Below are 22,124 nucleotides of genomic sequence, written 5' to 3'. Positions count from 1 at the left end.
ATTCAGAACGTAGGTTGCAGGTCAGGGGCAATGCTTAACAGCTGGGAGCGGAACAGGTCCTGCACGCGGATCAGTTCTTCTTCGCTGTCGGCCTCGAAGCGCAGTACCAGCACCGGGGTGGTGTTGGAGGCGCGAATCAGGCCCCAGCTGTTGGCGAAGTCTACACGGATGCCGTCGATGCTGGTGACCTCGCCGTCGCCCCAGTCACCCTTTGCTGTCAGCGCCTCGATGATCTGGAACTTGCGTTCCTCGCCGACCGTAAGGTTGATTTCCGGGGTGCTGATGCTGGCCGGATAGCGGGCCATCACCTGATCGGCGCTGTCGGGCTGCAGCGACAGCAGCTCCAGCAGGCGGCAGGCGCTGTAGAGGCCATCGTCAAAGCCGAACCAGCGTTCCTTGAAGAACAGGTGGCCGCTCATCTCGCCGCCGAGCAGGGCGCCGGTCTCTTTCATCTTGGCCTTGACCAGTGAGTGTCCGGATTTCCACATGATCGGGCGGCCGCCGGCGCGGCTGATGATCTGCGGCAGCTGGCGTGAGCATTTGACGTCAAAGACGATATCGGCGCCGGGGTTGCGGGTGACGATGTCCTCGGCAAACAGCATCATCAGTCGATCCGGGTAGATCATTTCGCCGCTGTTGGTGACAAAGCCGAGGCGGTCGGCATCGCCGTCAAAGGCAACGCCGAGATCGGCGCCTTCGCGCTGTACGGTCTCGATCAGCGCGGTCAGGTTCTCCGGCTTGCCCGGATCCGGGTGGTGGTTGGGGAACAGGCCGTCGACGTCGCAGTACAGAGGAATCACCTCGCAGCCGATCCCTTCGAGCAAGCGCTCGGCAATCACGCCGCCGACGCCGTTGCCGCAGTCGACCACCACCTTGAGCGGTCGTGCGATCAGGACGTCTTCAACGATGTGGTTCAGGTAGTGATCGAGTATCTCGAGGCTGCTGCGGCTGCCGCTGCCGCTCAGCAGCTGATTCTGCTGCAGGCGACTGTGCAGCGCGGTGATCTGCTCACCGGACAGGGTCTGCCCGGCGATGACGATCTTCAGACCGTTGTAGGCCGGCGGATTGTGGCTGCCGGTGATCATCACGCCGGAGCTGGCGTCGGTGGTGTTGGTCGCGAAGTAGACAACCGGCGTCGGCACCATGCCAAGGTCGGCGACCTGACAGCCGCTGTCGACCAGGCCCTGAATCAGCCGCTCGCTCAGCGCCGGGCCGGACAGGCGACCGTCGCGGCCAACCACAACCCGCGGCTCGCCGGCGTCGAGCGAGGCGCTGCCGATGGCGCGGCCCAGCCAGTAGACACCTTCTTCGGTCAGGCTTTTGCCCACAACACCGCGAATGTCGTAGGCACGAAAGATTTCAGCCGGCAGCTCGGGGATGCTGGCGTGTTGTGTGCCGCTATCGGCGTCGGGTATCTGCATGTTGAAGGGGTCGTCTTCCAGGATGTCGATATCAAGCACGTCTCCGTCCGGCAGTGGCGACGTGGCTGGCTTCGCCGGCGGGCTGTCCGGTTTGCCTTCGGGTGTGCTGTTGCCGCTTTCGGGCGCGCGCTTGAGCAACTGCTGAATGTTGCTCGGCAGTGGCTCCAGCGGCCCCAGCTTAATGCTGTGTGCCTTGTGGCCAAGGGTCAGCTGGGTCAGGGTGCTGGCGTCGGCGCGCAGGGCGCTGCTCCAGCTGCGTTGCAGCAACAGCAGCCCCAGCAGGCTGCCTAACAGCGCAACCAGACCGGCTGTTGTCAGCATCAGCCGATTTGGCGTGCTGGCCGAGACGGCCGGTCCCGGGCGGAATTCCAGGCGCCAGGCGGGGTTGTCGGTTTCCAGGGTAAGCGCGTTGCCGCCACCCTCGCCGCGTTGCAGCAGAACCTGTTCCGGGGCGTTGGGGAACTGTTGTACAAGGCGAACCTGACCCGTTTCAGGAGGCAGCTCCGGCAGGGTTGCGGTGATTCGGGACAGCTTCATCACCGTGGTCAGGGTGCCGCCGATCGGAGCATTGTCGGAGGCGCGCAGCGGCTTGACGCCGTAGATCAGCCACTGGTCGCCGACCTTGTGCGCTTCTACTGGCACGCTCAGCCCCCGCTCGGCACGGCGAATCATGTCCAGCGCAGCAAAATTCAACGGCGCCTCGTTGTCCTCAATGCGTTCTGCACGGCCGTTGGCGTTAGTGTAGATCGCCAGCGTGTCCGCACCGTGATAGCGCAGCAGGCGCTCCAGCGGGTTGCTCAGCGACACCTGCAGTTGCGGATTGGCGGCCAGGCGGGTGAGGTCCCGGTCGAGCTGGGCCATGCTCTGGTTGAGCGCGCTTACCTGCTGCTGGGCATAGCCGGATACCAGTTCGTCTGTACGCTGCGTGGCATAGTCGGATACCGCCAGCCAGAGTACGGCTGCCGCCGCTGCGATTCCGGTTAGGCTCAGTGCAATCGGCAGTCCGACGCTGGGCAAGCCCGGTTTGCTGCTGGTTTTTCGGGTCAGTTTCATTGTTGTTTCTGAGCCTCCCTGCACCGACACGCCGATTGCGCGATCAGTGGCTTCCTGTGTGACCGAATCCGCCAGCACCGCGCTGGCTATCATCAAAACTGTCAACAATCTGCAGTTGTGCCTGCAATACCGGGACCAGCACCAGCTGTGCGATGCGCTCGCCGGGGTTGATGGTAAAGGCACTGCTGCTGCGGTTCCAGCAGGACACCATCAGCTGGCCCTGGTAGTCGGAGTCGATCAGGCCCACCAGGTTGCCCAGCACTATTCCGTGCTTGTGGCCCATACCTGAGCGGGGCAGGATCATTGCCGCCAGCCCCGGGTCGGCGATATGAATGGCCAGCCCGGTGGGTAGCAGCTCGGTCTGGCCCGGCGCAAGGGTTAATGGAGCATCCAGCATGGCACGCAGGTCCAGTCCGGCGGAACCGTCGGTGGCGTAGGCCGGCAGCGGCCACTCGGTGCCGAGGCGGGGGTCCAGTACTTTGGCTTGCAGCGCGTGCATCAGGGCTCCTCAGTGGCGGTCCAGACGGGTGGCCAGACGGCTGATCAGGTCACGGGCCAGTTTCTGTTTGCTGGCCTGCGGCAGGTGGGTGCTGGTCAAATCCCGATCAATCAGGGTGACAGCGTTGTCATCACTATTAAAACCGATCCCGCTCTGGCTGACATCATTGGCGATGATCAGGTCGAGATTCTTGCGCTGCAGCTTGTCGCGGGCGTAACCGAGTAGATCCTGTGTTTCTGCAGCAAAGCCGACGCAAAAGCCCGGGCGCTCGCTGTGGCTGGCCAGGGTGGCGAGAATGTCGGGGTTGCGCACCAGCGTCAGGGTCATGCCGTCGTCGCTGCCCGGTGTTTTCTTCAGTTTCTGGTCGGCGCAGGCATCGGGCCGATAGTCGGCAACGGCTGCCGAGGCAATGAACAGATCCGCCGGCAGGGCGGCCAGGCACGCATCAAGCATCTGTTGTGCACTGACGACGTCGACTCGCTGAACCCGTGCCGGTGTCGGCAGATTGACCGGGCCAGCCACCAGGGTGACCCGTGCGCCCGCTTCGGCGGCTGCTTCGGCAAGGGCGAAGCCCATCTTGCCGGAGCTGTGATTGGAGATATAGCGCACGGGATCGATCGCTTCCCGGGTCGGGCCGGCGTTGATCAGGACGTGGCGGCCGGCAAGCAGGCCGCGCTCGAAACATTCGGCGGCCCGCGCCGCGATGTCGGTCGGTTCCAGCATGCGACCGGGGCCAACGTCGCCGCAGGCCTGACCACCGTCACCGGGACCAAACACCTTTACGTCGCGCTCCAGCAGCAGCGCCAGGTTGTGCTGGGTTGCCGGGTCGCGCCACATTGCCTGATTCATCGCCGGGGCAATGGCAACAGGCGCATCGGTAGCCAGGACCAGTGTGGTCAGCAGATCGTCACCACGGCCCTGGGCCAGGCGGGCCATCATGTCGGCGGTTGCCGGAGCAATAAGCACCAGGTCGGCCCAGCGCGCCAGTTCAATGTGGCCCATCGCGGCCTCGGCGGCGGGGTCCAGCAGGTCGCCGTGTACGGGGTGCCCGGACAGCGCCTGCAGGGTCAGAGGGGTAATGAACTCGCGGGCCGCGTTGGTCATGACAACACGTACCTCGGCGCCGGCGTCGCGCAGGCGTCTGATCAGCTCTGCACTTTTATAGGCAGCTATGCCACCACTGACACCAAGCACCACCTGCTTGTTAAATAGCGACTGCATTGTGAACTTCCCCTCATGCTGCGGGCGGGGCTGTGCGGGCCCTGCGAAATGCCCGCTACGATAGCACAGCGGTGGATGCCGCGCGCCTGTGAGCGAAGGGTTCGCAGGTGTTCAGGGACGGTCCGAGAGTGCGGAGAGGGAGTATGGCGATAACCGATTGGCCCGTGGCTGAGCGGCCCCGGGAAAAACTGTTGGCGCAGGGTGCCGGGGCGTTATCGGACGCCGAGCTGCTGGCGATTTTTCTGCGTACCGGTCTGCCCGGCTGCAGCGCTGTGGACCTGGCCCGGCGGTTGCTGGCCGGCTTCGGCAGCCTGCGCGCGTTGCTGCAGGCGGATCTGTCTACGTTCTCGGCCCACGCCGGGCTCGGGCCGGCCAAGTATGCGCACTTGCAGGCGGTACTGGAAATGGGCCGACGGCACCTGTTCGAGGATCTGAAACGGGGCGATGCGCTGACGTCGCCGGGCACGGTAAGACAGTTTTTGCGCAGTCGTCTGGCAGCGTTGCCGCACGAGGTCTTTGCCTGTCTGTTCCTGGACAGCCAGCATCGGGTGATCGCGTTCGAGGAGCTGTTTCGCGGCACTATCGACAGTGCCAGTGTTTATCCGCGCGAGGTGCTCAAGCGGGCGCTGGCACTCAATGCTGCGGCGCTGATTCTGACCCACAACCATCCGTCGGGCGTGGCAGAGCCCAGTCCGGCGGACCTGCAGCTGACCCGGCGCCTGCGCGACAGTCTGGCGTTGCTGGATATCCGCGTACTCGACCATCTGGTTATCGGTGATGGCGAGCCGGTTTCCATGGCCGAGCGGGGGCTGTTGTAAGGCTGGTAATAATTGCGCGCAGAATGAAAAAGCGTTGCTTGCAGGCACGCATTTTGGTATAAAGCTCCGCTCTTCTCGGGGCTGCGCCTGTTTAGCGTGTTTCAGGCAGGTTAAATCCACTCGCCCCGGCTGGACAACAGATTCTTTTATGGCTTCCAACCAGTTCGGGTTGGGCAAGTGGTTGGAGAGGGTTAACCATGTCTCGAGTATGTCAGGTGACCGGTAAGGGTCCGGTTACTGGGAACAACGTTTCCCACGCTAACAACAAAACCAAGCGTCGTTTTCTGCCTAACCTGCAGTACCATCGTTTCTGGGTTGAGTCGGAAAAGCGTTTCGTCCGTCTGCGCACTACTGCCAAGGGTATGCGCATCATCGACAAGCGCGGTATTGACGCGGTTCTGGCCGAAATCCGCGCCCGCGGCGAAAAAGTCTAAGGAGCATCATCATGCGTGAATTGATTCGTTTGGTGTCCTCTGCCGGTACTGGTCACTTCTACACTACCGACAAGAACAAGCGCACCACTCCCGACAAGATCGAAATCAAGAAATTCGATCCGGTTGCACGTAAGCACGTGACCTACAAGGAAGCCAAGATCAAATAAGATCTTCGCTTGCTGTCAAAAAACCCGCCTTGAGCGGGTTTTTTGTTGTCTGTGATTCAGGGTCCGGCGAGCGAGGTGTCAACAGACCTCAAGCTCAGGGTTCGCCGCCGATAGCAAAATTCGGCAGGCTGTCGACCGGCTGTGCAAACTCGAAGGGGATGGACACCGTCTGCAGACCGACATTCTTCTGCACGACAAAGTGCAGGTGCGGGCCGGTGCTGTTGCCGGTGTTGCCCGATAGCGCCAGCAGCTGACCGGGGTGGACTCGCTGTCCCTCGCTGACCTGAACTGAGCCGCGCTTGAGGTGCAGGTACACGCCCATGGTGCCGTCATCGTGCAGCAGGCGCACAAAGTTGCCCGAGGGGTTGGTGCCGCGGCCGGTCTGGTTGTTTTCGATCTTCACCACCTGGCCGGCGCGGGCCGCCACGATGGGGGTGCCAACCGGCATGGCAATGTCGAAGGCATAGCGACCCTTGGGGCCGGTATGGCTATAGCGGCCGCCCGGGCCCTGGGTCATGCGAAACGGGCCGCCACGCCAGGGCAGCGGGTAGTGCGTGAGCGTCTGCTGCGCGCGCGGGTCGCCGAGGGCATGTTCCAGCCGGTAGTCATAGTGCGGCTCACCGTTACCGGTGGGTTGCAGGGTCACGAGGCGGATCTGCTGGCGTGGTGGTAACACCCAGTTGATCGGGGCGGCGGGCACGCCAGTCACGTTGCGCGCGTTGCTGATGCTCAGGCGAACTTCGACCGGGGCGAACAGGTCATTGTGAACAATCAGGGTTTCACCGCCGGCGTGGCGCTGCTTGGTGACGTAGACCTCTCGATCGACGTTCTCGACCATGGCGTCACGGAAGACGATGACCTCGGCACCTTCGACTTTTCGGTCGGTATAGGTCGTGACACCGTTGGCGTCGGTGTATTTGTAGATATTGCCGGCCAGCAGCAGAGGGCTGGCCAGCAGCAGGGTCAATGGCAGTAAGGCTCGCATCCGCTGCTACCTGTCTTGTTCGTGCTGGCAGAGGCTGAGTCTAGCGCCTTGTGCGGATCATGGCGAGCCGCACAAGGACGGCTCTATTCAGGCCATATTCGGTCGCAGCGAGTAGCTGCGCAGGTGCCAGGCAAAATCCTGCAGTGCCTTGATGCCACTTTCCTCTGCCTGATGACACCAGTCTTTCAGTGCCTGCAGCATTTCGTGGCTGTTGGCGCTGGTACGTCCCCAGATCTGCTGCAGCGCAAGGCGCTTCTCGTAGATCACCTTGAGCGCCTGGCTGTGATCCAGCATGGCCTGGATGCGGGCCTGATGCCTGTCGTCGAGCAGGCTGGTTTCGCGACTGAGCAGGCGTTTGGCGCGGCGGAACAGATGGTGCATCGAGGCGTCGAGACGGGCTATCTCGCTGCGCACCAGCGGCTTGATCACATGCTTGCGGTACTGCGCCATGATCTGGAAGCGGTTGTTGAGAATCGCCATGGCGGTGTCCATGTCCAGCGTCTGCTTGCCGCGAATCTTGTGGGCGATCGGCGCGGTACGACGCACCTCGGCCAGACCCAGCAGGCTGAACAGGCGAATCCACATCCAGCCCATGTCAAACTCCCACTTCTTGACCGACAGCTTGGCGGAGTTGGGATAGGTATGGTGGTTGTTGTGCAGTTCCTCGCCGCCAATCAGAATGCCCCACGGCAGCAGATTGGTGGCCGCGTCGCGGCATTCGAAGTTGCGATAGCCGACGGCATGGCCCAGGCCGTTGATCACGCCCGCGGCCAGCACCGGAATCCAGAGCATCTGCACTGCCCAGACGGTAATGCCGAGCACGCCGAACAGGGCGATGTCGATCAGCGCCATCAGGGTGACGCCGGCCAGCGGGAAGCGCTGGTAGAGATTGCGTTCGATCCAGTCATCCGGGCAGTTCTTGCCGTAGATGCGCAGGGTCTCTTCGTTTTTTGCCTCTTCCATGTACAGCTCGGCTCCCTTGCGCAGCACGGTCAAAAGCCCCTTGTGTACCGGGCTGTGCGGGTCGTCAGGTGTTTCGCACTTGGCGTGGTGCTTGCGGTGAATGGCGGTCCATTCGCGGGTGTTCATGCTGGTTGTCAGCCACAACCAGAAACGGAAAAAATGCTTGAGCGCCGGGTGCAGCTCCAGCGAGCGGTGCGCGGAATAGCGATGCAGGTAGACTGTGACGCTGACGATGGTGATGTGGGTCAGGACCAGAGTGGCCGCCAGCAGCTGCCACGCCGACCAGTTGAGAATGCCGTTGTACCACATAAATCTGCTTTACCTCGTTAGAATACGCGGGCAAAAGCCCGTTTCCCGGTGATTATGGACCAACCGATGTGTGATGAACATGACCGCGGGTCGCTCCGCACCACCTGCTATAGTTTCCGAATGTTGATGAACTGCTCCGGAAAACCGGTATGAGATCCAGCGCTGGCGCCCTGACGGTGGCCCTGTCCTATGTCGTCATGGCCACGGCCTGGATCCTGTTCAGCGACAGCCTTCTTCAGTTGGTTGATCCCGCGCTGCAGACGCGGTTGCAGAGCATCAAGGGTACGGCCTTTGTGCTGGTGACCGGTACTGGGCTGTATTTTCTCGTGCGTTACCACCTGCGTCGTCGGCGCCAGCATGAAGAGGCGCTCAGACGCAGTCAGGAGCGCTTCAATCTTGCCCTGATAGGGGGCAACGATGGTCTCTGGGACTGGGATATCGCCAGTGGCGAAATGTATGTCTCGTTGCGCGGTCGGGAAATTCTCGGACTTGCCCAGCAGGGCGCCTTGCTCCCGGACTGGCTGGAGTTGCTGTATCCCGAGGACCGCGAGCTGGCCCGCCGGGAGCTGGTGCGTCATCTGCGAGGGGACTCCGAGCGCCTGGATGTCAGCTATCGGATTAGCCGGCAGGATGGTAACCGCTGGATTCAGGTCGGCGGCAAGGCAGTGCGCGACGAAAGCGGTCGCGCCGTGCGGCTGGTGGGCATGCTGCGTGATGTTACCGAGCAGGTTGACCGTGAGCAGCGCCTGCGCCAGGCCGGTGTGATGTTCGACTGCACCAGTGAGGGGATGCTGATCTGTGACGTCGACCAGACCATCCTGGATGTCAACAATGCTTTCTGCAAGATCACCGGCTACGAACCCTCCGAGGTGATTGGTCGGCAGCCGCGCATGCTTGCCTCCGGCCGGCATGATCGCACCTTTTATCGTCAGCTCTGGCAGCAATTGCATGCCACCGGGCGCTGGTCCGGGGAAGTCTGGAATCGGCGCAAGAACGGCGAAATCTATCCGCAATGGCAGAACATCATCAGCGTTAAGGACCATCGTGGCGAGCTGAGTCATTATGTGGCGGTGTTCGCGGACATGAGCGTGATCAAGCGCAATCAGCAGGAAATCGATTATTTGGCGCACCACGATCCGCTGACCAAGCTGCCCAACCGGCTGCTGCTGAACGAACGTCTGAGCACCGCCATTGCCCGCTCGAGGCGAACGAAAGGAGAGCTGGGTCTGCTGTTTATTGACCTTGACCGCTTCAAGGGCGTCAACGATAGCCTTGGCCACAGCGCTGGTGACCAACTGTTGCAACTGGTCGCCCAGCGGGTGCTGCAGGTCTGCGAGGAGAGCGACACGCTGGCCCGGCTCAGCAGCGACGAGTTTGCCCTGCTGCTTGAGCGCGATGTCTCGGCAAGCCAGATGGGCAAGCTGGCCGAGCGCATCCTGCGCCTGCTGCAGAAGCCGTTCGAGTTGTCGGGCCAGCTGCTACACATGAGCGCCAGTATCGGTCTGGCGCTGTTTCCGCAGGATGGTCGGGATGGAGCAGAGCTGCTGAAAAATGCCGACTCTGCCATGTCGCTGGCCAAGCAGCGGGGGCGCAACGGGTATGCCTTCTACACCCAGGAGCTGACCGAATTGGCGCGTCGCCGCCTGAGTCTGGAAACCGACCTGCACGAAGCGATCAGATACAACCAACTGCGTGTGTATTACCAGCTGCAGAAGGACCTGCGCAGTGACTGCTTTGTCAGCCTCGAAGCGCTGGTACGCTGGCAACATCCAACCCAGGGGCTGGTAGCTCCCAACGAGTTTCTGCCGGTCGCGCGCAACGCCGGTCTGATGAGCGATATTGATGAGTACGTGCTCAATGAGGCCTGCCGACAGTTGCGGTGCTGGATTGATGCGGGCTATCCGCTGAAGGCCGTTGCGGTCAACATGTCCGGCTACTGGATGGAGCGCGGTGATGTGTTTGGTAGTGTGTCGACGGTGCTCAGACGCTATGGACTGCCTGCCGAGTGTCTTGAGCTGGAGGTAACCGAAGACGAGGTCATGCACTTTAACGCAGCGGGCGTTCAGCTGCTGGATCGGCTGTCGGAGTTGGGTGTCGGCCTGGCAATCGATGATTTTGGCACCGGCTACTCGTCGTTGCTGCGGCTCAAGCGCATGCCGGTCAACAAGTTGAAAATTGACCGCGGCTTTGTCTCCGACCTGCCGGGCAGTGACAGTGACAGCGCGATGGCGCGTGCCATCATCGCGCTCGGCAAGAGCCTGCAGCTGAAAGTGATTGCCGAGGGTGTGGAAACCGAGGAGCAGGAGGCCCTGTTGCGCGGTCTCGGCTGCGATATGGGGCAGGGTTACCTGTTCAACCGTCCGTTACCGGCCGACGAAATCGAGAAGCTGTTGGGAGAGCCTGGCCATGACTGAATTTCAGCCGCTGCGCATGGACCGTCGACTGCCCTGTCGGGTCGGCCCGCAGGATCAGCACTGGCAGGCGGCGCCGCAAGCGCCGATCAGGCGCTGGCAGCTGGAGCGTGAGGCGCCGGAGAGCGGACAGGTAACCAGTCTGGTGGAATATCTGCCGGGTGCACGTTTCCCGGTTCATCGGCATCCGGCCGGAGAAGAGATTCTGGTGCTGGAGGGCGTGTTCAGCGATCAGTCGGGTGATTATCCTGCCGGCAGCTATCTGCGTAGCCCGGCGGGGTCAGAGCATGCGCCTTTTTCGCAGCCGGGCTGCCTGATTTTCGTCAAGCTCAATCAGTTCGCCGAGGACGATCAGGCAACCGTGCGTCTGACCGCTGACAGCGCGAACTCGGTGACCTTTTGTGCTGGTGTCAGCGGCAGCTTGCTGCACCAGCACGGCTGCGAGCGTACCTGGCTGCTGGATTGCCGGGCCGGGGCGGAGCTGCGCTGGCAGGGTGACCCGGCGGGTGAGCTGCTGGTGGTCAGCGGCGGTCTCGCCGAGGCGGGGCAGACTCACCGCGCGTTCAGCTGGTTGCGAGATACCCGCCTGGGCGAGCTGGGGCTGCGCGCCGCCGAACCGAGCCGGCTGTTGCTCAAGTTCGGCGCGTTGCGCGGGTTACAGGAAGACCCAGAGCAGTAGCACGCCCAGCACAATGCGGTAGATCACAAAGGGCTGCATGCCGATCCGCTTGATGAACGCCAGGAAGTAGTGGATGCACAGGTAGGCGCTGATACCGGACAGCAGCACACCGGCCGCCATGTGCAGCCAGTCGACGGCCACCTTGCTTTCGATCAGCTCGATGGTTTCCAGCCCGCAGGCCAGTACGATCACCGGAATCGACAGCAGGAACGAGAAGCGCGCCGAGGCTTCGCGGCTCAGGCCCAGCATCAGCGCGGCGGTCATGGTGATGCCGGAGCGCGAGGTGCCGGGAAACAGCGCCAGCGCCTGCGCGCAGCCGATGAACAGCACATCCTTCCAGGTCATCTGGTGCTCGCTGCGGCTGCCGCGGTGGCGCCAGTCGGCCCAGCCCAGCAGCAGGCCGAAGGCAATCAGGCCGATCGACAGATAGATGGGCGAGCGCAGCACGGTCTCGATCGTGTCTTTGAGCAGCAGCCCGGCCAGCCCTACGGGAATGGTACCGAGGATCACCGCCCAGGCCAGTCTTGCGTCGTCATCCAGCTGGCGGGTGGTCAGTGAGCGGCCCCAGCTGACAGTCATGCCGAGGATGTCGCGGCGGAAGTAGATCAGCACGGCGGACAGGCTGCCCAGATGCAGGGCAACGTCAAAGGCCAGCCCCTGATCGGGCCAGTCGGTCAGCACCGGCACCAGAATCAGGTGGGCCGAGCTTGATACCGGCAGAAATTCGGTGATGCCCTGAACTATTGCCAGAATGAAAACCTGCAGCCACTCCATCGTCAGCCTGTGCTCCGCTAGTTGAAAAGGCGCAAGTAAAGCACGCCGGACGGTGCTGGCGCGACCCTCGTTGCGATTATGCGCTGCCAACACCGGTACTGATTCGTGTGGCAGACAATGGTTCACCGCGCGGTTGTCATGTCATTGTCGGATGACGCACTACAACAAGGAGAATCACATGCGTTGGCAACATCGACCCGAGGGCTCCAACTGGGGCGATTTTGGTCCGGACGACGAGCTTGGCCGTCTCAATCTGCTGACCCCCGAGAAGGTGCTGCAGGGCGTTGCAGAAGTGCGCGAGGGGCGCAGCTTCTGCCTCAGCCTGCCGCTGGACTATCCCGGCGGTAATGCCCTCAACCGCCTGCGGCACCCGCCCAGACGCTTTACCGCCGGGCGTGCCGACAAGCTCAACTACAACTTCGAGCTGCAGCGCCTGAATCCGAGTTTTACCGACGTGGTCAGTGACGATGCGGTATTGCTGTTTACTCAGTATTCAACCCAGTGGGATGCGCTCTCGCACGTGGGCGGGTTGTTCGACGCCGACGGTGACGGGGTGGCCGAACCGCTGTATTACAACGGCTGGAAGGCGGGCGAGCATATTTGCGGGCCTTCCGGTCACGAGGACGGGCTGGAGGGCGTAAACGCCACCCGGCTGGGCATCGAGAAGATGGCCGAGACAGCGGTGAGTGGTCGCGCTGTGCTGATTGACCTGGAGCGGCACTGCGGTCGGGAGCGGGTGCTGGTCGACTATGCGCGGCTTCAGCAAATCATGCAGGCAGACGGCGTGGTGGTGGAGCCGGGGGACATGGTTTGTCTGTATACCGGGTTCGCCGACGTGATTCTGGAGATGGACCGTCAGCCCGACGCGGCGCGGCTGGCATCCAGCTGCGCGGTGCTGGATGGCCGCGATCCGGCGCTGCTGCAGTGGATTACCGATAGCGGCCTGAGCGTGTTGATTGCCGACAACTACGCGGTTGAGGCCTATCCGGCGAGAGAGGGGCAGGGATGTTGTGCTGCCTTGCCGCTGCATGAGCATTGCCTGTTCAAGCTGGGGGTGCATTTGGGCGAACTCTGGTACCTGACCGAGCTGGCGCAACATCTGCGAACCGGTGGCCGCAACCGGTTCATGTTGACGGCGCCGCCGTTGCGCTTGCCGGGCGCGGTGGGATCGCCGGTTTCGCCGGTTGCACTGGTCTAGTGCTCGTAACACGCGGAGCCGGCCGGACAATCTCGCGAAAACCCGACCATTCGGACAGGTAGTGCTCGATATTGGTGCGCGCGCGCAATTAAGGGGCGAATGCTGCTTTGTCGTGGTGCGCATCTGATGGCGGTGCAGTCATCGTGCTCATACGCGAGCTGCATGATGACGCGGTGCCATGCTTTATGGTGTGAATATTGCTTCGGGCCTGGTTCGACTGAAGCTGGAGATTGCCACCATGAGCCTGAAAAGCGACCAAATGAACCTGTCAGTGTCGGAGCGGCGGTGGCTCCCGTGGTTCGGGCCAGCCGGTAAACTCGCCATGGGCTGGGCCTGCCGGGTCAACCGCAACCGTTACGGCCAGCTTGAGTCCATTTTCGACAGTCTTGCCGCAACAAGGGTGCGGTTGTTGCAGCAATGGTGCGAGAACCAGTGGGCCGGGCTGCAGGGCATTGGTCAGCAGCTGAGCGACGGCGGTGCCGAGGCGAGCGAGGCGCAGTTGCGTAAACTGCGCAGCAAGCTGCCGGATGCCTCAGAGCTGCTGCTGCTTGGTGCGGACGGTACCGCGCTGGCCAGCAGCGCCGGTCAGCTCAGCGACTTGCAGCTTGATGCCCAGGCGGTGCGGGCGGGGCTGCAGCATCGTTTTTTGCACGGGCCGTATGTCGATCAGCGAACCCTCAAGTTGGGGCCCTCCACTTCCAGCTTCCACGATGCCGTCACCCTGATGTTCTATTTGCCATTGCACGGTCCGAACGGCGAGGCGCTTGGTTGCCTCTGTGCACGGGTACCCAACGATGTGCTGGGTGATCTGATCCAGCGTGAGGCCGGACATATCTATCAGGAGTCGGGTGACAACTACATCTTCATGGTCGAGTCACGCTTCAATCCCTCGATTGAGCCGGGCCGTGCGTTGTCTCGCTCGCGCTTTGAAGACAACACCTTCAGCCACGGCGACAACCTCAAGAATGGTATCCGGACGGCGTGGGGCACGGTCAGCGTCCGCGAGCATACCGAGTTCGAGGTGCGCTTTACCGATCCGGCCACCGGCGAGCTGCACCCGGGTGTGCGCGAAACCATTCGCAAGGGCGAGAACACCTACGTCAAATACCCCGGTTACTCCGACTATCGTCACATTCCGGTAATCGGCAAGGGTGTGACCTTCAGTCTGCCAGGCTCGCCCGACCGCTGGGGCATGATGTGCGAAGCAGACCTGGAAGAGGTCTACCGGTACCGTTCGCTCAGCTACAACCTGATGAAGGATTTCTGGGTTCTTGCCGCACTGGTCTTTGTTGCCCAGCTGGGTTTCGATCTGATCGGTCTGGATGGCTGGCCAGCGCTGGCCGCTCACGTTGGCGTGCTGGGTCTGGCGGGCCTGTGGTTCTGGCACAGTGCTACGAACAAGCTGGCGCGTCGGCTGGGCCGCATGACTGAAATCATCCGCAATATTGCCGAAGGCGAGGGCAACCTCAGTCAACGCATGGATACCAGTCGCCTGGTGCCAGACGAGACCGGCGAGCTGGGGCGCTGGATCAACAGCTTTATCGACAACCTCGACACCATCGTTGGTCGGGTCAAGCAGGCCAGTCGTCACGCTCTGCAGAACAGTGAGCAGATGCTGGGTCGCAATCAGCAGGCCAGCGATACCGCAGAGGAAGTGACTAGCAATATCCAGCAGATGCTGGGCATGATTGAAGCACAGCTGCAGACAGTCAATGCGGCCTCGGAAACCGCCGCGCAGATGAAGGCCAGCATGGCTTCCGTGGTCGAGGCTGCGCGCGCCCGGCTGGATACGGTGACCAGCGGCACCCGCAAGATTCGCGATATCGTCGAGAGCTCGGCGGCTAGTGTGCAGGTGCTGGACAATCGCACCGGCGATATTGTCGGCATGGTCTCGCTGATTACCGACATTACCAGCCAGACCAATCTGCTGGCGCTCAACGCCGCTATTGAGGCCGCCCGTGCGGGCGAGCATGGGCGTGGTTTTGCGGTGGTGGCGGACGAGGTCAGGGCGCTGGCAGCTCGAACCGCCAAGGCCGCCGACGAGATCAGCCAGGGGATTACCAGCATCCGCGATGCAACCCGGGAAACCGTGGTGGTGATGGAGCGCGGTGTTGCTGATGTAGACCTGCAGCTGCAACAGGCGGCCAGCGCGTCGGATGACAACGACTTGCTGTACCAGACCGTCGAGGAGCTGTTCGAGGTGATCTCGGTGATGGACACCAACAGCAAGGAACACGGTCGTCAGGCCGGTCACGTGGCCGACGCGACGCGCTCGATGAGTCAGGTCATTACCGCACTGCGCGCCAGCTCGGGGCAGGTCAAGGAAACCGCGTCGCGGCTGCATCAGTTGTCGGATACGTTTCAGGTCAGTGCCGACCGCTAGGCCAGCGATGCTGGCCTGGCGGTCAGCTGCAAGCTTCAAGCCGCAAGCTACAAGCTACAAGCTACAAGCTACAAGCTACAAGCTACAAGCTACAAGCTACAAGCTACAAGCAAAGGCAAAGGCAAAGGCAAAGGCAAACCCCCTAGCCTGCGCGAGACTGGGGTTCTCTTGCCGCTTGTGGCTTGTGGCTTGAAGCTGAGCAAAGAAAAACCCCGGCTCTCACGAGACCGGGGTTTTTCTTGCAGCTTGCCGCGTAAAGCTTGCGGCTGCTGTAACCGCGCTTCGCGCCGGTTACAGCTTACCTTCCAGCTCCGGTACCGCCTCGAACAGGTCGGCAACCAGGCCGTAGTCGGCCACCTGGAAGATCGGCGCTTCTTCGTCCTTGTTGATCGCAACGATCACCTTGGAGTCTTTCATGCCGGCCAGGTGCTGGATCGCACCGGAGATACCGACCGCAACGTACAGCTGCGGTGCAACGATCTTGCCGGTCTGACCGACCTGCATGTCGTTCGGTACGAAGCCTGCGTCAACCGCGGCGCGCGATGCACCCACAGCAGCGCCCAGCTTGTCGGCGACCTTGTACAGCATCTCGAAGTTGTCGCCGTTCTGCATGCCGCGACCACCGGAGATGACGATCTTGGCACCCGCCAGTTCCGGACGGTCGGACTTGGCCAGCTCTTCACCAACGAAGCTGGAAACGCCAGCGTCGTGGGCAGAGGCAACCGCTTCAACCGCAGCGCTGCCGCCTTCGGCAGCAACGGCGTCGAAACCGGTGGAGCGAACGGTGATGACCTTAATCGCAGCACTGGATTGCACGGTGGCAATCGCGTTGCCGGCGTAGATCGGACGCTTGAAGGTGTCAGCGCTTTCAACGCCGATGATCTCGGAGATCTGATCAACGTCCAGCAGTGCAGCAACGCGCGGCAGGTAGTTTTTGCCGTTGGTGCTGGCCGGAGCCAGGATGTGGCTGTAACCCTTGCCCAGTTCAGCGATCAGCAGGGAAACGTTTTCCGGCAGCAGGTTCGCGTAGGCAGCGTTGTCGGCCAGCAGGACCTTGTTGACGCCAGCGACCTTGGCAGCAGCGTCGGCAACAGCGGCACAGCCTGCGCCGGCAACCAGAACGTCGATGTCGCCACCGATGGCCTTGGCGGCTGCAACGGTGTTCAGGGTCGCCGCGTTCAGCTCGGCGTTGTTGTGTTCAGCAATAACCAGAATGCTCATGTTCAGATCACCTTGGCTTCGTTCTTGAGTTTGTCGACCAGCTCGTCAACGCTCTTGACCTTGATGCCAGCGCTGCGGGCAGCCGGGGCTTCAACCTTCAGGGTGGTCACGGTCGATGCGGTGCTCACGCCCAGATCTTCCGGCTTGACGACTTCCAGCGGCTTCTTCTTGGCCTTCATGATGTTCGGCAGCGACGCGTAGCGCGGCTCGTTCAGACGCAGGTCAGTGGTAACGATGGCCGGCAGCTTCAGTGCAACGGTCTGCAGACCGCCGTCGATTTCGCGGGTGACCTTGACGCTGTCGCCTTCAACAGCCACTTCAGAGGCGAAGGTGCCCTGAGCGTAGCCGGACAGCGCAGCCAGCATCTGGCCGGTCTGGTTGTTGTCGGAGTCGATGGCCTGCTTGCCGAGGATGACTAGCTGCGGCTGTTCCTTGTCGACAACGGCTTTCAGCGCCTTGGCGATGGCCAGCGAGCTCAGCTCGTCGGCGGACTCGACCAGAACGGCGCGGTCAGCACCCAGTGCCAGCGCGGTACGCAGTTGTTCCTGGGCGGCGGTCGGGCCGACAGTGACAGCGACGATCTCGGTAGCAACGCCTTTTTCTTTCAGACGTACTGCTTCTTCTACGGCGATTTCGCAGAAGGGGTTCATCGACATCTTGACGTTGGCCAGGTCAACACCGGAGTTATCGGCCTTGACGCGAACCTTGACGTTGTAATCGACCACGCGCTTAACGGCAACGAGGATTTTCATGGACGTTAGTCCTCCACAAGTCTTGAGACGCCCGCGGGCGCATGACATTAAAAGGGCTGCATAGGATACCGGGCAGAGTGAGCGCCCGAAAGTACAAATTGTCGCTTTGCTGGACAAAAATGCCGGGCTGGCGACCGATTGACGCCAGCCCGGCTGTCCGGAAGGAACTTACGCGACGCTCAGTTGCGCAGCATAGGCTTCCAGGTGGTGGTCGTCATCACCGAACTGGTGGCTGATCATGACCAGACGCTTGGCGTAGTGAGCACCGTTGTATTCCCAGGTCATGGCGATACCGCCATGCAGCTGGATGCACTGTTCGGCGACATAACGGCCAGCGCGGTTGATGACGAACTTGGCGGCGGCCAGCTTGGCGCTGCGCTCGGCGCTGTCTTCGTCGTCAGCCAGACAGGCTGCCAGGATTGCCATGGAGGTGGCGCGTTCCAGTTCGCTGATCATGTCGACCATGCGGTGCTGCAGAACCTGGAACTTGCCGATCGGCACGCCGAACTGCTTGCGGGTCTTCAGGTAGTCCAGGGTCAGGTCGCAGGCGGTGCGCATGGCGCCGACCGCTTCGGCACACAGGGCGGCGATGGCGCGGCCGCTCTGGTAGCGAATGGCGTCATAGGCATTGCCGGCTTCGCCCAGCAGCTCGCCCTTGACGTTATCGAGGAACAGCTCGCATGCCTTGCGGCCGTCAACGGTCGCGTAGATACGGCGGCTAACGCCGGCTGCACTCGGGTCGATCACGAACAGGCTGATGCCCTGTTCGTCGCGGTTGTTACCTGCGGTACGGGCAGAAACCAGGATCTTGCCGGCAGTCTGACCGCCGATCACCACGCCCTTGCGGCCGTTCAGGACCCACTCGCCGCCCTGCTCGGCAGCCGTGGTGGTGACGTTGGCCAGATCGTAGTGACTGTTCAGCTCGTCCAGCGCAACCGCAGCCTGCAGTTCGCCGGTGGCGATGCCGCCCAGCAGCTCTTCTTTCTGGGCGTCGCTGCCCAGCTGGCCGATCAGGCCACCGGCCAGAATGACCGATTCCATGTAGGGTTCCAGGCAGATGCCCTTGCCCAGCTGTTCCATGATCAGCATGGTCTCAACGCCGGTGCCGCCGAAACCGCCCAGCTCCTCGGAGAAGGGAATGGCGGTCAGGCCCAGCTCACCCAGCTGTTGCCAGAATGCAGTGCTGAAGCCGGCTTCGCTCTCGCTGAATGCCTTGCGGCTTTCAAAGTCGTAAACGTCGCGAACCAGGCGTTCTGCGGTTTCCTGCAGCATCTGCTGCTCTTCAGTCAGTTTGAAATCCACGGTCAGCCTCCTCAGAGCTCAAGAATCATTTTCGAGACGATGTTCTTCTGGATCTCGTTGGATCCGCCGAAGATCGACAGTTTGCGCATGTTGAAGTACTGCGAAGCCGGGGAGGCAGCGTAGTCGTCGACCAGCATTTCGCCATCGAAGTCCAGGTCCAGCTCTTCCGGCAGGAAGGGCAGCGCGTACGGGCCCAGTGCCTTGCGCATCAGGTGCGTGATGGCCTGGCGGATTTCGGTGCCCTGTACTTTCAGGATGGAGCTTTCCGAGCCCGGTACGCCACCTTCGGAGGCGGCTGCGACGATGCGCAGGGTGCTCATTTCGGCGGCCATCAGCGACATTTCCACTTCCGCGATCTGGCTGCGGAACAGGGCGTCTTCGATCAGCGGCTTGCCGTTCTTCTGCTGCTTGGAGGCGATGCGCTTGAGGTTGGTCAGCGCGGCCTTGGATGCGCCGATACCTGCCAGGCCGGTACGCTCGTGGGTCAGCAGGTACTTGGCGCAGGTCCAGCCCTTGTTCTCTTCGCCGACCAGGTTCTCAACCGGAACCTTGACGTCGTCAAAGAAGACTTCGTTGACTTCGTGATCGCCGTCCAGGGTGATGATCGGACGCACGGTGATACCCGGGGTGGCCATGTCGATCAGCAGGAAGGAGATACCGCGCTGCTGCTGGGCTTCCGGATCGGTACGCACCAGGCAGAAGATCCAGTTGGCGTGCTGGCCCAGAGTGGTCCAGGTCTTCTGACCGTTGACGATGTAGTAGTCGCCATCGCGCACGGCGCGGGTCTTCAGCGAGGCCAGGTCGGAACCGGCGCCCGGCTCGGAGTAACCCTGACACCACCAGTCGGTGCCGTCGAGGATACGTGGCAGGTACTTGGCTTTCTGCTCTTCGGTGCCGAACTTGATGATTACCGGGGCAACCATGTTGACGCCGAACGGCACCAGACGCGGTGCGCCGAAGGCGGCGGACTCTTCGTCAAAGATGTGCTTCTCGATCGGGCCCCAGGTGGTGCCGCCGTGCTCGACCGGCCAGCCCGGCGCGTACCAGCCACGCTTGGACAGAATTTTCTGCCAGCGCTCGTGGTCGGCCTTGTGCAGGTGCTTGCCCAGTTTGACCTTGGCAGCGATGTCGGCAGGCAGTTCCTGCTTGAGGAATTCACGCACTTCGTCGCGGAAGGCGAGCTGTTCGGGGGAGTAATGGATTTCCATTTTGTGTCCTCGTTGTAATACGGGTATCTGGCGACCGGTATCGTCACCGGTCGCGCTGATTCATCACAGATCGGCGAACTTGCGCCCTTCCTTGGCCAGTTTTTCCAGCAGGGCGGCCGGTTTCCACCAGGCGCCGTGTTGCTCGTGAAACTCGCAGATGCGGGCGTACACGCGATCCAGGCCGATCGCGTCAGCATAGAACATCGGGCCACCCTGGTGGGCCGGGAAGCCGTAGCCGTTCAGGTAGATGACGTCGATGTCGCTGGCGCGCTGGGCAATGCCTTCTTCCAGGATCTTGGCACCTTCGTTGATCAGCGCATAGATGGTGCGCTCGATGATGTACTCATCGCTCAGCTCGCGGCGCTCAATGCCCTGTTCCTTCGAGGCGGCTTCCATGATGGCCGGCAGCTCGGGGTTCGGCAGCGGAGTACGCGAGCCCTTCTCGTAGACATAGAAGCCCTTGCCGGTTTTCTGACCCAGCAGGCCGGCTTCGGCCATCTTGTCGAGTACCGTCGGCAGCTTGAATTCGGCCGGCAGGGTTTGACGCTGACGGTTGCGAATGGCCAGACCGATGTCCAGACCGGACAGGTCGCGCATGGCGAACGGGCCCATGGCCAGACCGAACTTGCGCAGGGCGCCGTCGATCTGCTCCGGCGTGCCGCCTTCCTCCAGCAGGAACTCGGACTCGCGACCGTACTGGAACACCATGCGGTTACCGACGAAGCCGTCGCAAACCCCAACCGGGACAGAGACTTTCTTCAGTTTCTTGCCGATTGCCATGGCCGTAGCCAGTACTTCGAAGCTGGTTTTCTCGCCGCGCACGACTTCCAGCAGACGCATGACGTTGGCCGGGCTGAAGAAGTGCAGGCCAACCACGTCTTCCGGGCGCTTGGTGAACTGTGCGATCTGGTTCAGATCCAGCGAGCTGGTATTGGAAGCCAGAATGGCGCCCGGCTTGCAGTTGGCGTCCAGTGCTTCGAAGACTTTCTGCTTGACGCCCATGTCTTCAAAGACGGCTTCGACAACCACGTCGACGTCGGACAGGTCAGCGTAATCGGTTACACCGCTGATAAGGCTCATGCGCTTTTCCAGCGCGTCCTGGGTCAGGCTGCCGCGCTTGACGCTCATGCCGTAGGTGTCGCGGGCGCGCTCCAGTGCCTTGTCGCGTGCTTCGCTGCTGATTTCCAGGATCTTGACCGGGATGCCGGCGTTGGCAAAGCAGATGGCGATGCCAACACCCATGGTGCCGCCGCCGATGACCGCGGCGGACTTGATGTCGCGCACCGGGGTATCCTTCGGCAGATCGTTGATCTTGGAGGCCTGACGCTCGGAGAAGAAGGCGTGAACCAGGGCGGCGCGCTGCGGCGACACCAGACACTCTGCGAACAGCTCGCGCTCGCGCTTCAGGCCCTCGGCCAGCGGCAGAGCGAAGGCGGCTTCAACGGCAGAGACGCAGCGCTGGGGCGAGAACAGGCCGGGCATCTTCTTCTCGATCTCGGCGCGCTTGGCAGCGACGGCTGCGGCGTTGTCGACGCCTTCCAGTTTGTCGGTACGCTCGCCGGTGCGGCGCGGGCCCTTGCCTTCGGCCAGCAGCTTCTCGGCGAAAGCGATACCGGCAGCGGTAAGATCGCCTTCAACCAGTTCGTCGATCACGCCCAGGTCGTGTGCTTCCGCGGCACCGATCGGGTTGCCGCTGACGATCATGTCCAGTGCCTTGGCTACGCCAACCAGGCGCGGCAGACGCTGGGTGCCGCCGGCACCCGGCAGCAGGCCGAGTTTGACTTCCGGCAGACCGACCTTAGCGCTCTTGACGGCGATGCGGTAATGGCAGCTGACGGCGACTTCCAGACCGCCACCCAGCGCGGTGCCGTGGATGACCGCAACGCTCGGCTTGCTGCCCGCTTCGATACCGTTGACGACTTCAGGCAGGCTCGGCTCCTTCGGCGGCTTGCCGAATTCCTTGATGTCCGCGCCGGCCATGAAGGTCATGCCTTCACAGACCAGTACGATTGCCTTTACGTCCGGATCGGCTTCGGCAGCGTTGAAGCTTTGCTGCAGACCTTCACGCACGGCAATACCCAGCGCATTGACCGGTGGGTTGTTCACGGTGATGACCGCGATGGCGCCTTTGCGCTCCAGAGTGACCACGTCCGACATGCTTGACCTCCGTCAGGATTGGGGATGGCGTTTCACTATGCGAAATAGTGAAACCGCGTTTCGCTAGGCAAAATACAAAAAATAAAACCGCTTGTCGATGCCCCCGGTGGGGGAAATGGCGGTTTATTAGTTAAGGTGATGAATCCAGCAGTCGCTAGCGACCGCTGGA

The 22,124-nt window shown here is 62.1% G+C and carries 18 protein-coding genes; 7 read left to right on the top strand and 11 right to left on the bottom strand.

Annotation, left to right across the window (positions count from 1 at the left end):
- Positions 1–2: 2 nt before the first annotated feature.
- Genes ACZ5WQ_RS13260 through coaBC form a run of 3 tightly spaced genes read right to left on the bottom strand, consistent with a single transcriptional unit; the run spans position 3 to position 4,194 of the window.
- Entirely contained in the window at positions 3–2,474 is a 2,472-nt protein-coding gene (locus ACZ5WQ_RS13260) for a phosphomannomutase/phosphoglucomutase (protein WP_464382456.1), read from the bottom strand.
- A gap of 43 nt (positions 2,475–2,517) precedes the next feature.
- The gene (gene dut, locus ACZ5WQ_RS13255; RefSeq protein WP_228245933.1) at positions 2,518–2,973 is read right to left on the bottom strand and encodes a dUTP diphosphatase; all 456 of its coding nucleotides are present in this window, start codon (positions 2,971–2,973) and stop codon (positions 2,518–2,520) included.
- A gap of 9 nt (positions 2,974–2,982) precedes the next feature.
- Positions 2,983–4,194 carry a bifunctional phosphopantothenoylcysteine decarboxylase/phosphopantothenate--cysteine ligase CoaBC gene (coaBC, locus tag ACZ5WQ_RS13250; RefSeq protein ID WP_228245932.1) on the bottom strand — a complete coding sequence of 404 codons (1,212 nt, stop codon included), beginning with the start codon at positions 4,192–4,194 and terminating at the stop codon, positions 2,983–2,985.
- Positions 4,195–4,337: 143 nt separating this feature from the next.
- Here coaBC and radC point away from each other — a divergent pair, with 143 nt between their 5' ends.
- From radC to rpmG, 3 genes are all read left to right on the top strand, one after another.
- Positions 4,338–5,012 (top strand): RadC family protein, encoded by a 675-nt coding sequence (gene radC, locus ACZ5WQ_RS13245; RefSeq protein WP_228245931.1) that lies wholly within the window; start codon positions 4,338–4,340, stop codon positions 5,010–5,012.
- Positions 5,013–5,209: 197 nt separating this feature from the next.
- Complete coding sequence (gene rpmB, locus ACZ5WQ_RS13240; RefSeq protein WP_088275752.1) at positions 5,210–5,446, top strand: 50S ribosomal protein L28; 237 nt, start codon at positions 5,210–5,212, stop codon at positions 5,444–5,446.
- Positions 5,447–5,457: 11 nt separating this feature from the next.
- Entirely contained in the window at positions 5,458–5,613 is a 156-nt protein-coding gene (gene rpmG / locus ACZ5WQ_RS13235) for a 50S ribosomal protein L33 (RefSeq protein ID WP_088275751.1), read from the top strand.
- Positions 5,614–5,707: 94 nt separating this feature from the next.
- Here rpmG and ACZ5WQ_RS13230 read toward each other — a convergent pair whose 3' ends face one another.
- Both ACZ5WQ_RS13230 and desA read right to left on the bottom strand, forming a co-directional pair.
- A complete protein-coding gene (locus ACZ5WQ_RS13230) occupies positions 5,708–6,598 on the bottom strand; it encodes a peptidoglycan DD-metalloendopeptidase family protein (RefSeq protein WP_228245930.1) in 891 nt (296 codons plus the stop codon).
- Between the two features lie 87 nt (positions 6,599–6,685).
- The gene (gene desA, locus ACZ5WQ_RS13225) at positions 6,686–7,870 is read right to left on the bottom strand and encodes a delta-9 fatty acid desaturase DesA (RefSeq protein WP_088275748.1); all 1,185 of its coding nucleotides are present in this window, start codon (positions 7,868–7,870) and stop codon (positions 6,686–6,688) included.
- Between the two features lie 149 nt (positions 7,871–8,019).
- On the opposite strand from desA, the gene ACZ5WQ_RS13220 reads away from it, so the two are divergent.
- Both ACZ5WQ_RS13220 and ACZ5WQ_RS13215 read left to right on the top strand, forming a co-directional pair.
- Positions 8,020–10,284: a putative bifunctional diguanylate cyclase/phosphodiesterase gene (locus ACZ5WQ_RS13220; RefSeq protein ID WP_335599718.1), complete on the top strand. Its 2,265-nt coding sequence runs from the start codon at positions 8,020–8,022 to the stop codon at positions 10,282–10,284.
- Positions 10,277–10,960: a cupin domain-containing protein gene (locus ACZ5WQ_RS13215; RefSeq protein ID WP_228245927.1), complete on the top strand. Its 684-nt coding sequence runs from the start codon at positions 10,277–10,279 to the stop codon at positions 10,958–10,960. The genes ACZ5WQ_RS13220 and ACZ5WQ_RS13215 overlap by 8 nt, the downstream gene beginning before the upstream one ends.
- Here the strand turns inward: ACZ5WQ_RS13215 and ACZ5WQ_RS13210 are convergent.
- Positions 10,937–11,734 (bottom strand): undecaprenyl-diphosphate phosphatase, encoded by a 798-nt coding sequence (locus ACZ5WQ_RS13210; protein WP_088275746.1) that lies wholly within the window; start codon positions 11,732–11,734, stop codon positions 10,937–10,939. The two genes, ACZ5WQ_RS13215 and ACZ5WQ_RS13210, sit on opposite strands and share 24 nt — an antisense overlap.
- Before the next feature lie 178 nt (positions 11,735–11,912).
- Between ACZ5WQ_RS13210 and ACZ5WQ_RS13205 the strand changes: the two genes are divergently transcribed.
- Together ACZ5WQ_RS13205 and ACZ5WQ_RS13200 are read left to right on the top strand one after the other, a co-directional pair.
- The gene (locus ACZ5WQ_RS13205) at positions 11,913–12,932 is read left to right on the top strand and encodes a cyclase family protein (RefSeq protein ID WP_228245926.1); all 1,020 of its coding nucleotides are present in this window, start codon (positions 11,913–11,915) and stop codon (positions 12,930–12,932) included.
- Positions 12,933–13,170: 238 nt separating this feature from the next.
- The gene (locus ACZ5WQ_RS13200) at positions 13,171–15,315 is read left to right on the top strand and encodes a methyl-accepting chemotaxis protein (protein ID WP_464382455.1); all 2,145 of its coding nucleotides are present in this window, start codon (positions 13,171–13,173) and stop codon (positions 15,313–15,315) included.
- A gap of 291 nt (positions 15,316–15,606) precedes the next feature.
- On the opposite strand, the gene ACZ5WQ_RS13195 is transcribed toward ACZ5WQ_RS13200, so the two are convergent.
- The 5 genes from ACZ5WQ_RS13195 to ACZ5WQ_RS13175 all read right to left on the bottom strand — a co-directional run bounded on the left by ACZ5WQ_RS13195 (position 15,607) and on the right by ACZ5WQ_RS13175 (position 21,955).
- On the bottom strand, positions 15,607–16,536 hold the full coding sequence (locus ACZ5WQ_RS13195) for an electron transfer flavoprotein subunit alpha/FixB family protein (protein WP_228245008.1): 930 nt from the start codon (positions 16,534–16,536) through the stop codon (positions 15,607–15,609).
- Between the two features lie 2 nt (positions 16,537–16,538).
- Positions 16,539–17,288 (bottom strand): electron transfer flavoprotein subunit beta/FixA family protein, encoded by a 750-nt coding sequence (locus tag ACZ5WQ_RS13190; protein ID WP_269688432.1) that lies wholly within the window; start codon positions 17,286–17,288, stop codon positions 16,539–16,541.
- A gap of 168 nt (positions 17,289–17,456) precedes the next feature.
- Positions 17,457–18,590 (bottom strand): acyl-CoA dehydrogenase family protein, encoded by a 1,134-nt coding sequence (locus tag ACZ5WQ_RS13185; RefSeq protein ID WP_464382454.1) that lies wholly within the window; start codon positions 18,588–18,590, stop codon positions 17,457–17,459.
- A gap of 11 nt (positions 18,591–18,601) precedes the next feature.
- Positions 18,602–19,798 (bottom strand): acyl-CoA dehydrogenase family protein, encoded by a 1,197-nt coding sequence (locus tag ACZ5WQ_RS13180; RefSeq protein WP_088275962.1) that lies wholly within the window; start codon positions 19,796–19,798, stop codon positions 18,602–18,604.
- A 63-nt stretch (positions 19,799–19,861) separates the two neighbouring features.
- Complete coding sequence (locus ACZ5WQ_RS13175; RefSeq protein WP_269688434.1) at positions 19,862–21,955, bottom strand: 3-hydroxyacyl-CoA dehydrogenase NAD-binding domain-containing protein; 2,094 nt, start codon at positions 21,953–21,955, stop codon at positions 19,862–19,864.
- Positions 21,956–22,124 lie beyond the last annotated feature (169 nt).

It is taken from the genome of Halopseudomonas sp. T1L2, from assembly GCF_055397385.1.
The sequence above is the reverse complement of the archived record's forward strand: the minus strand, read 5'-3'. Positions and strand labels throughout refer to the sequence as shown.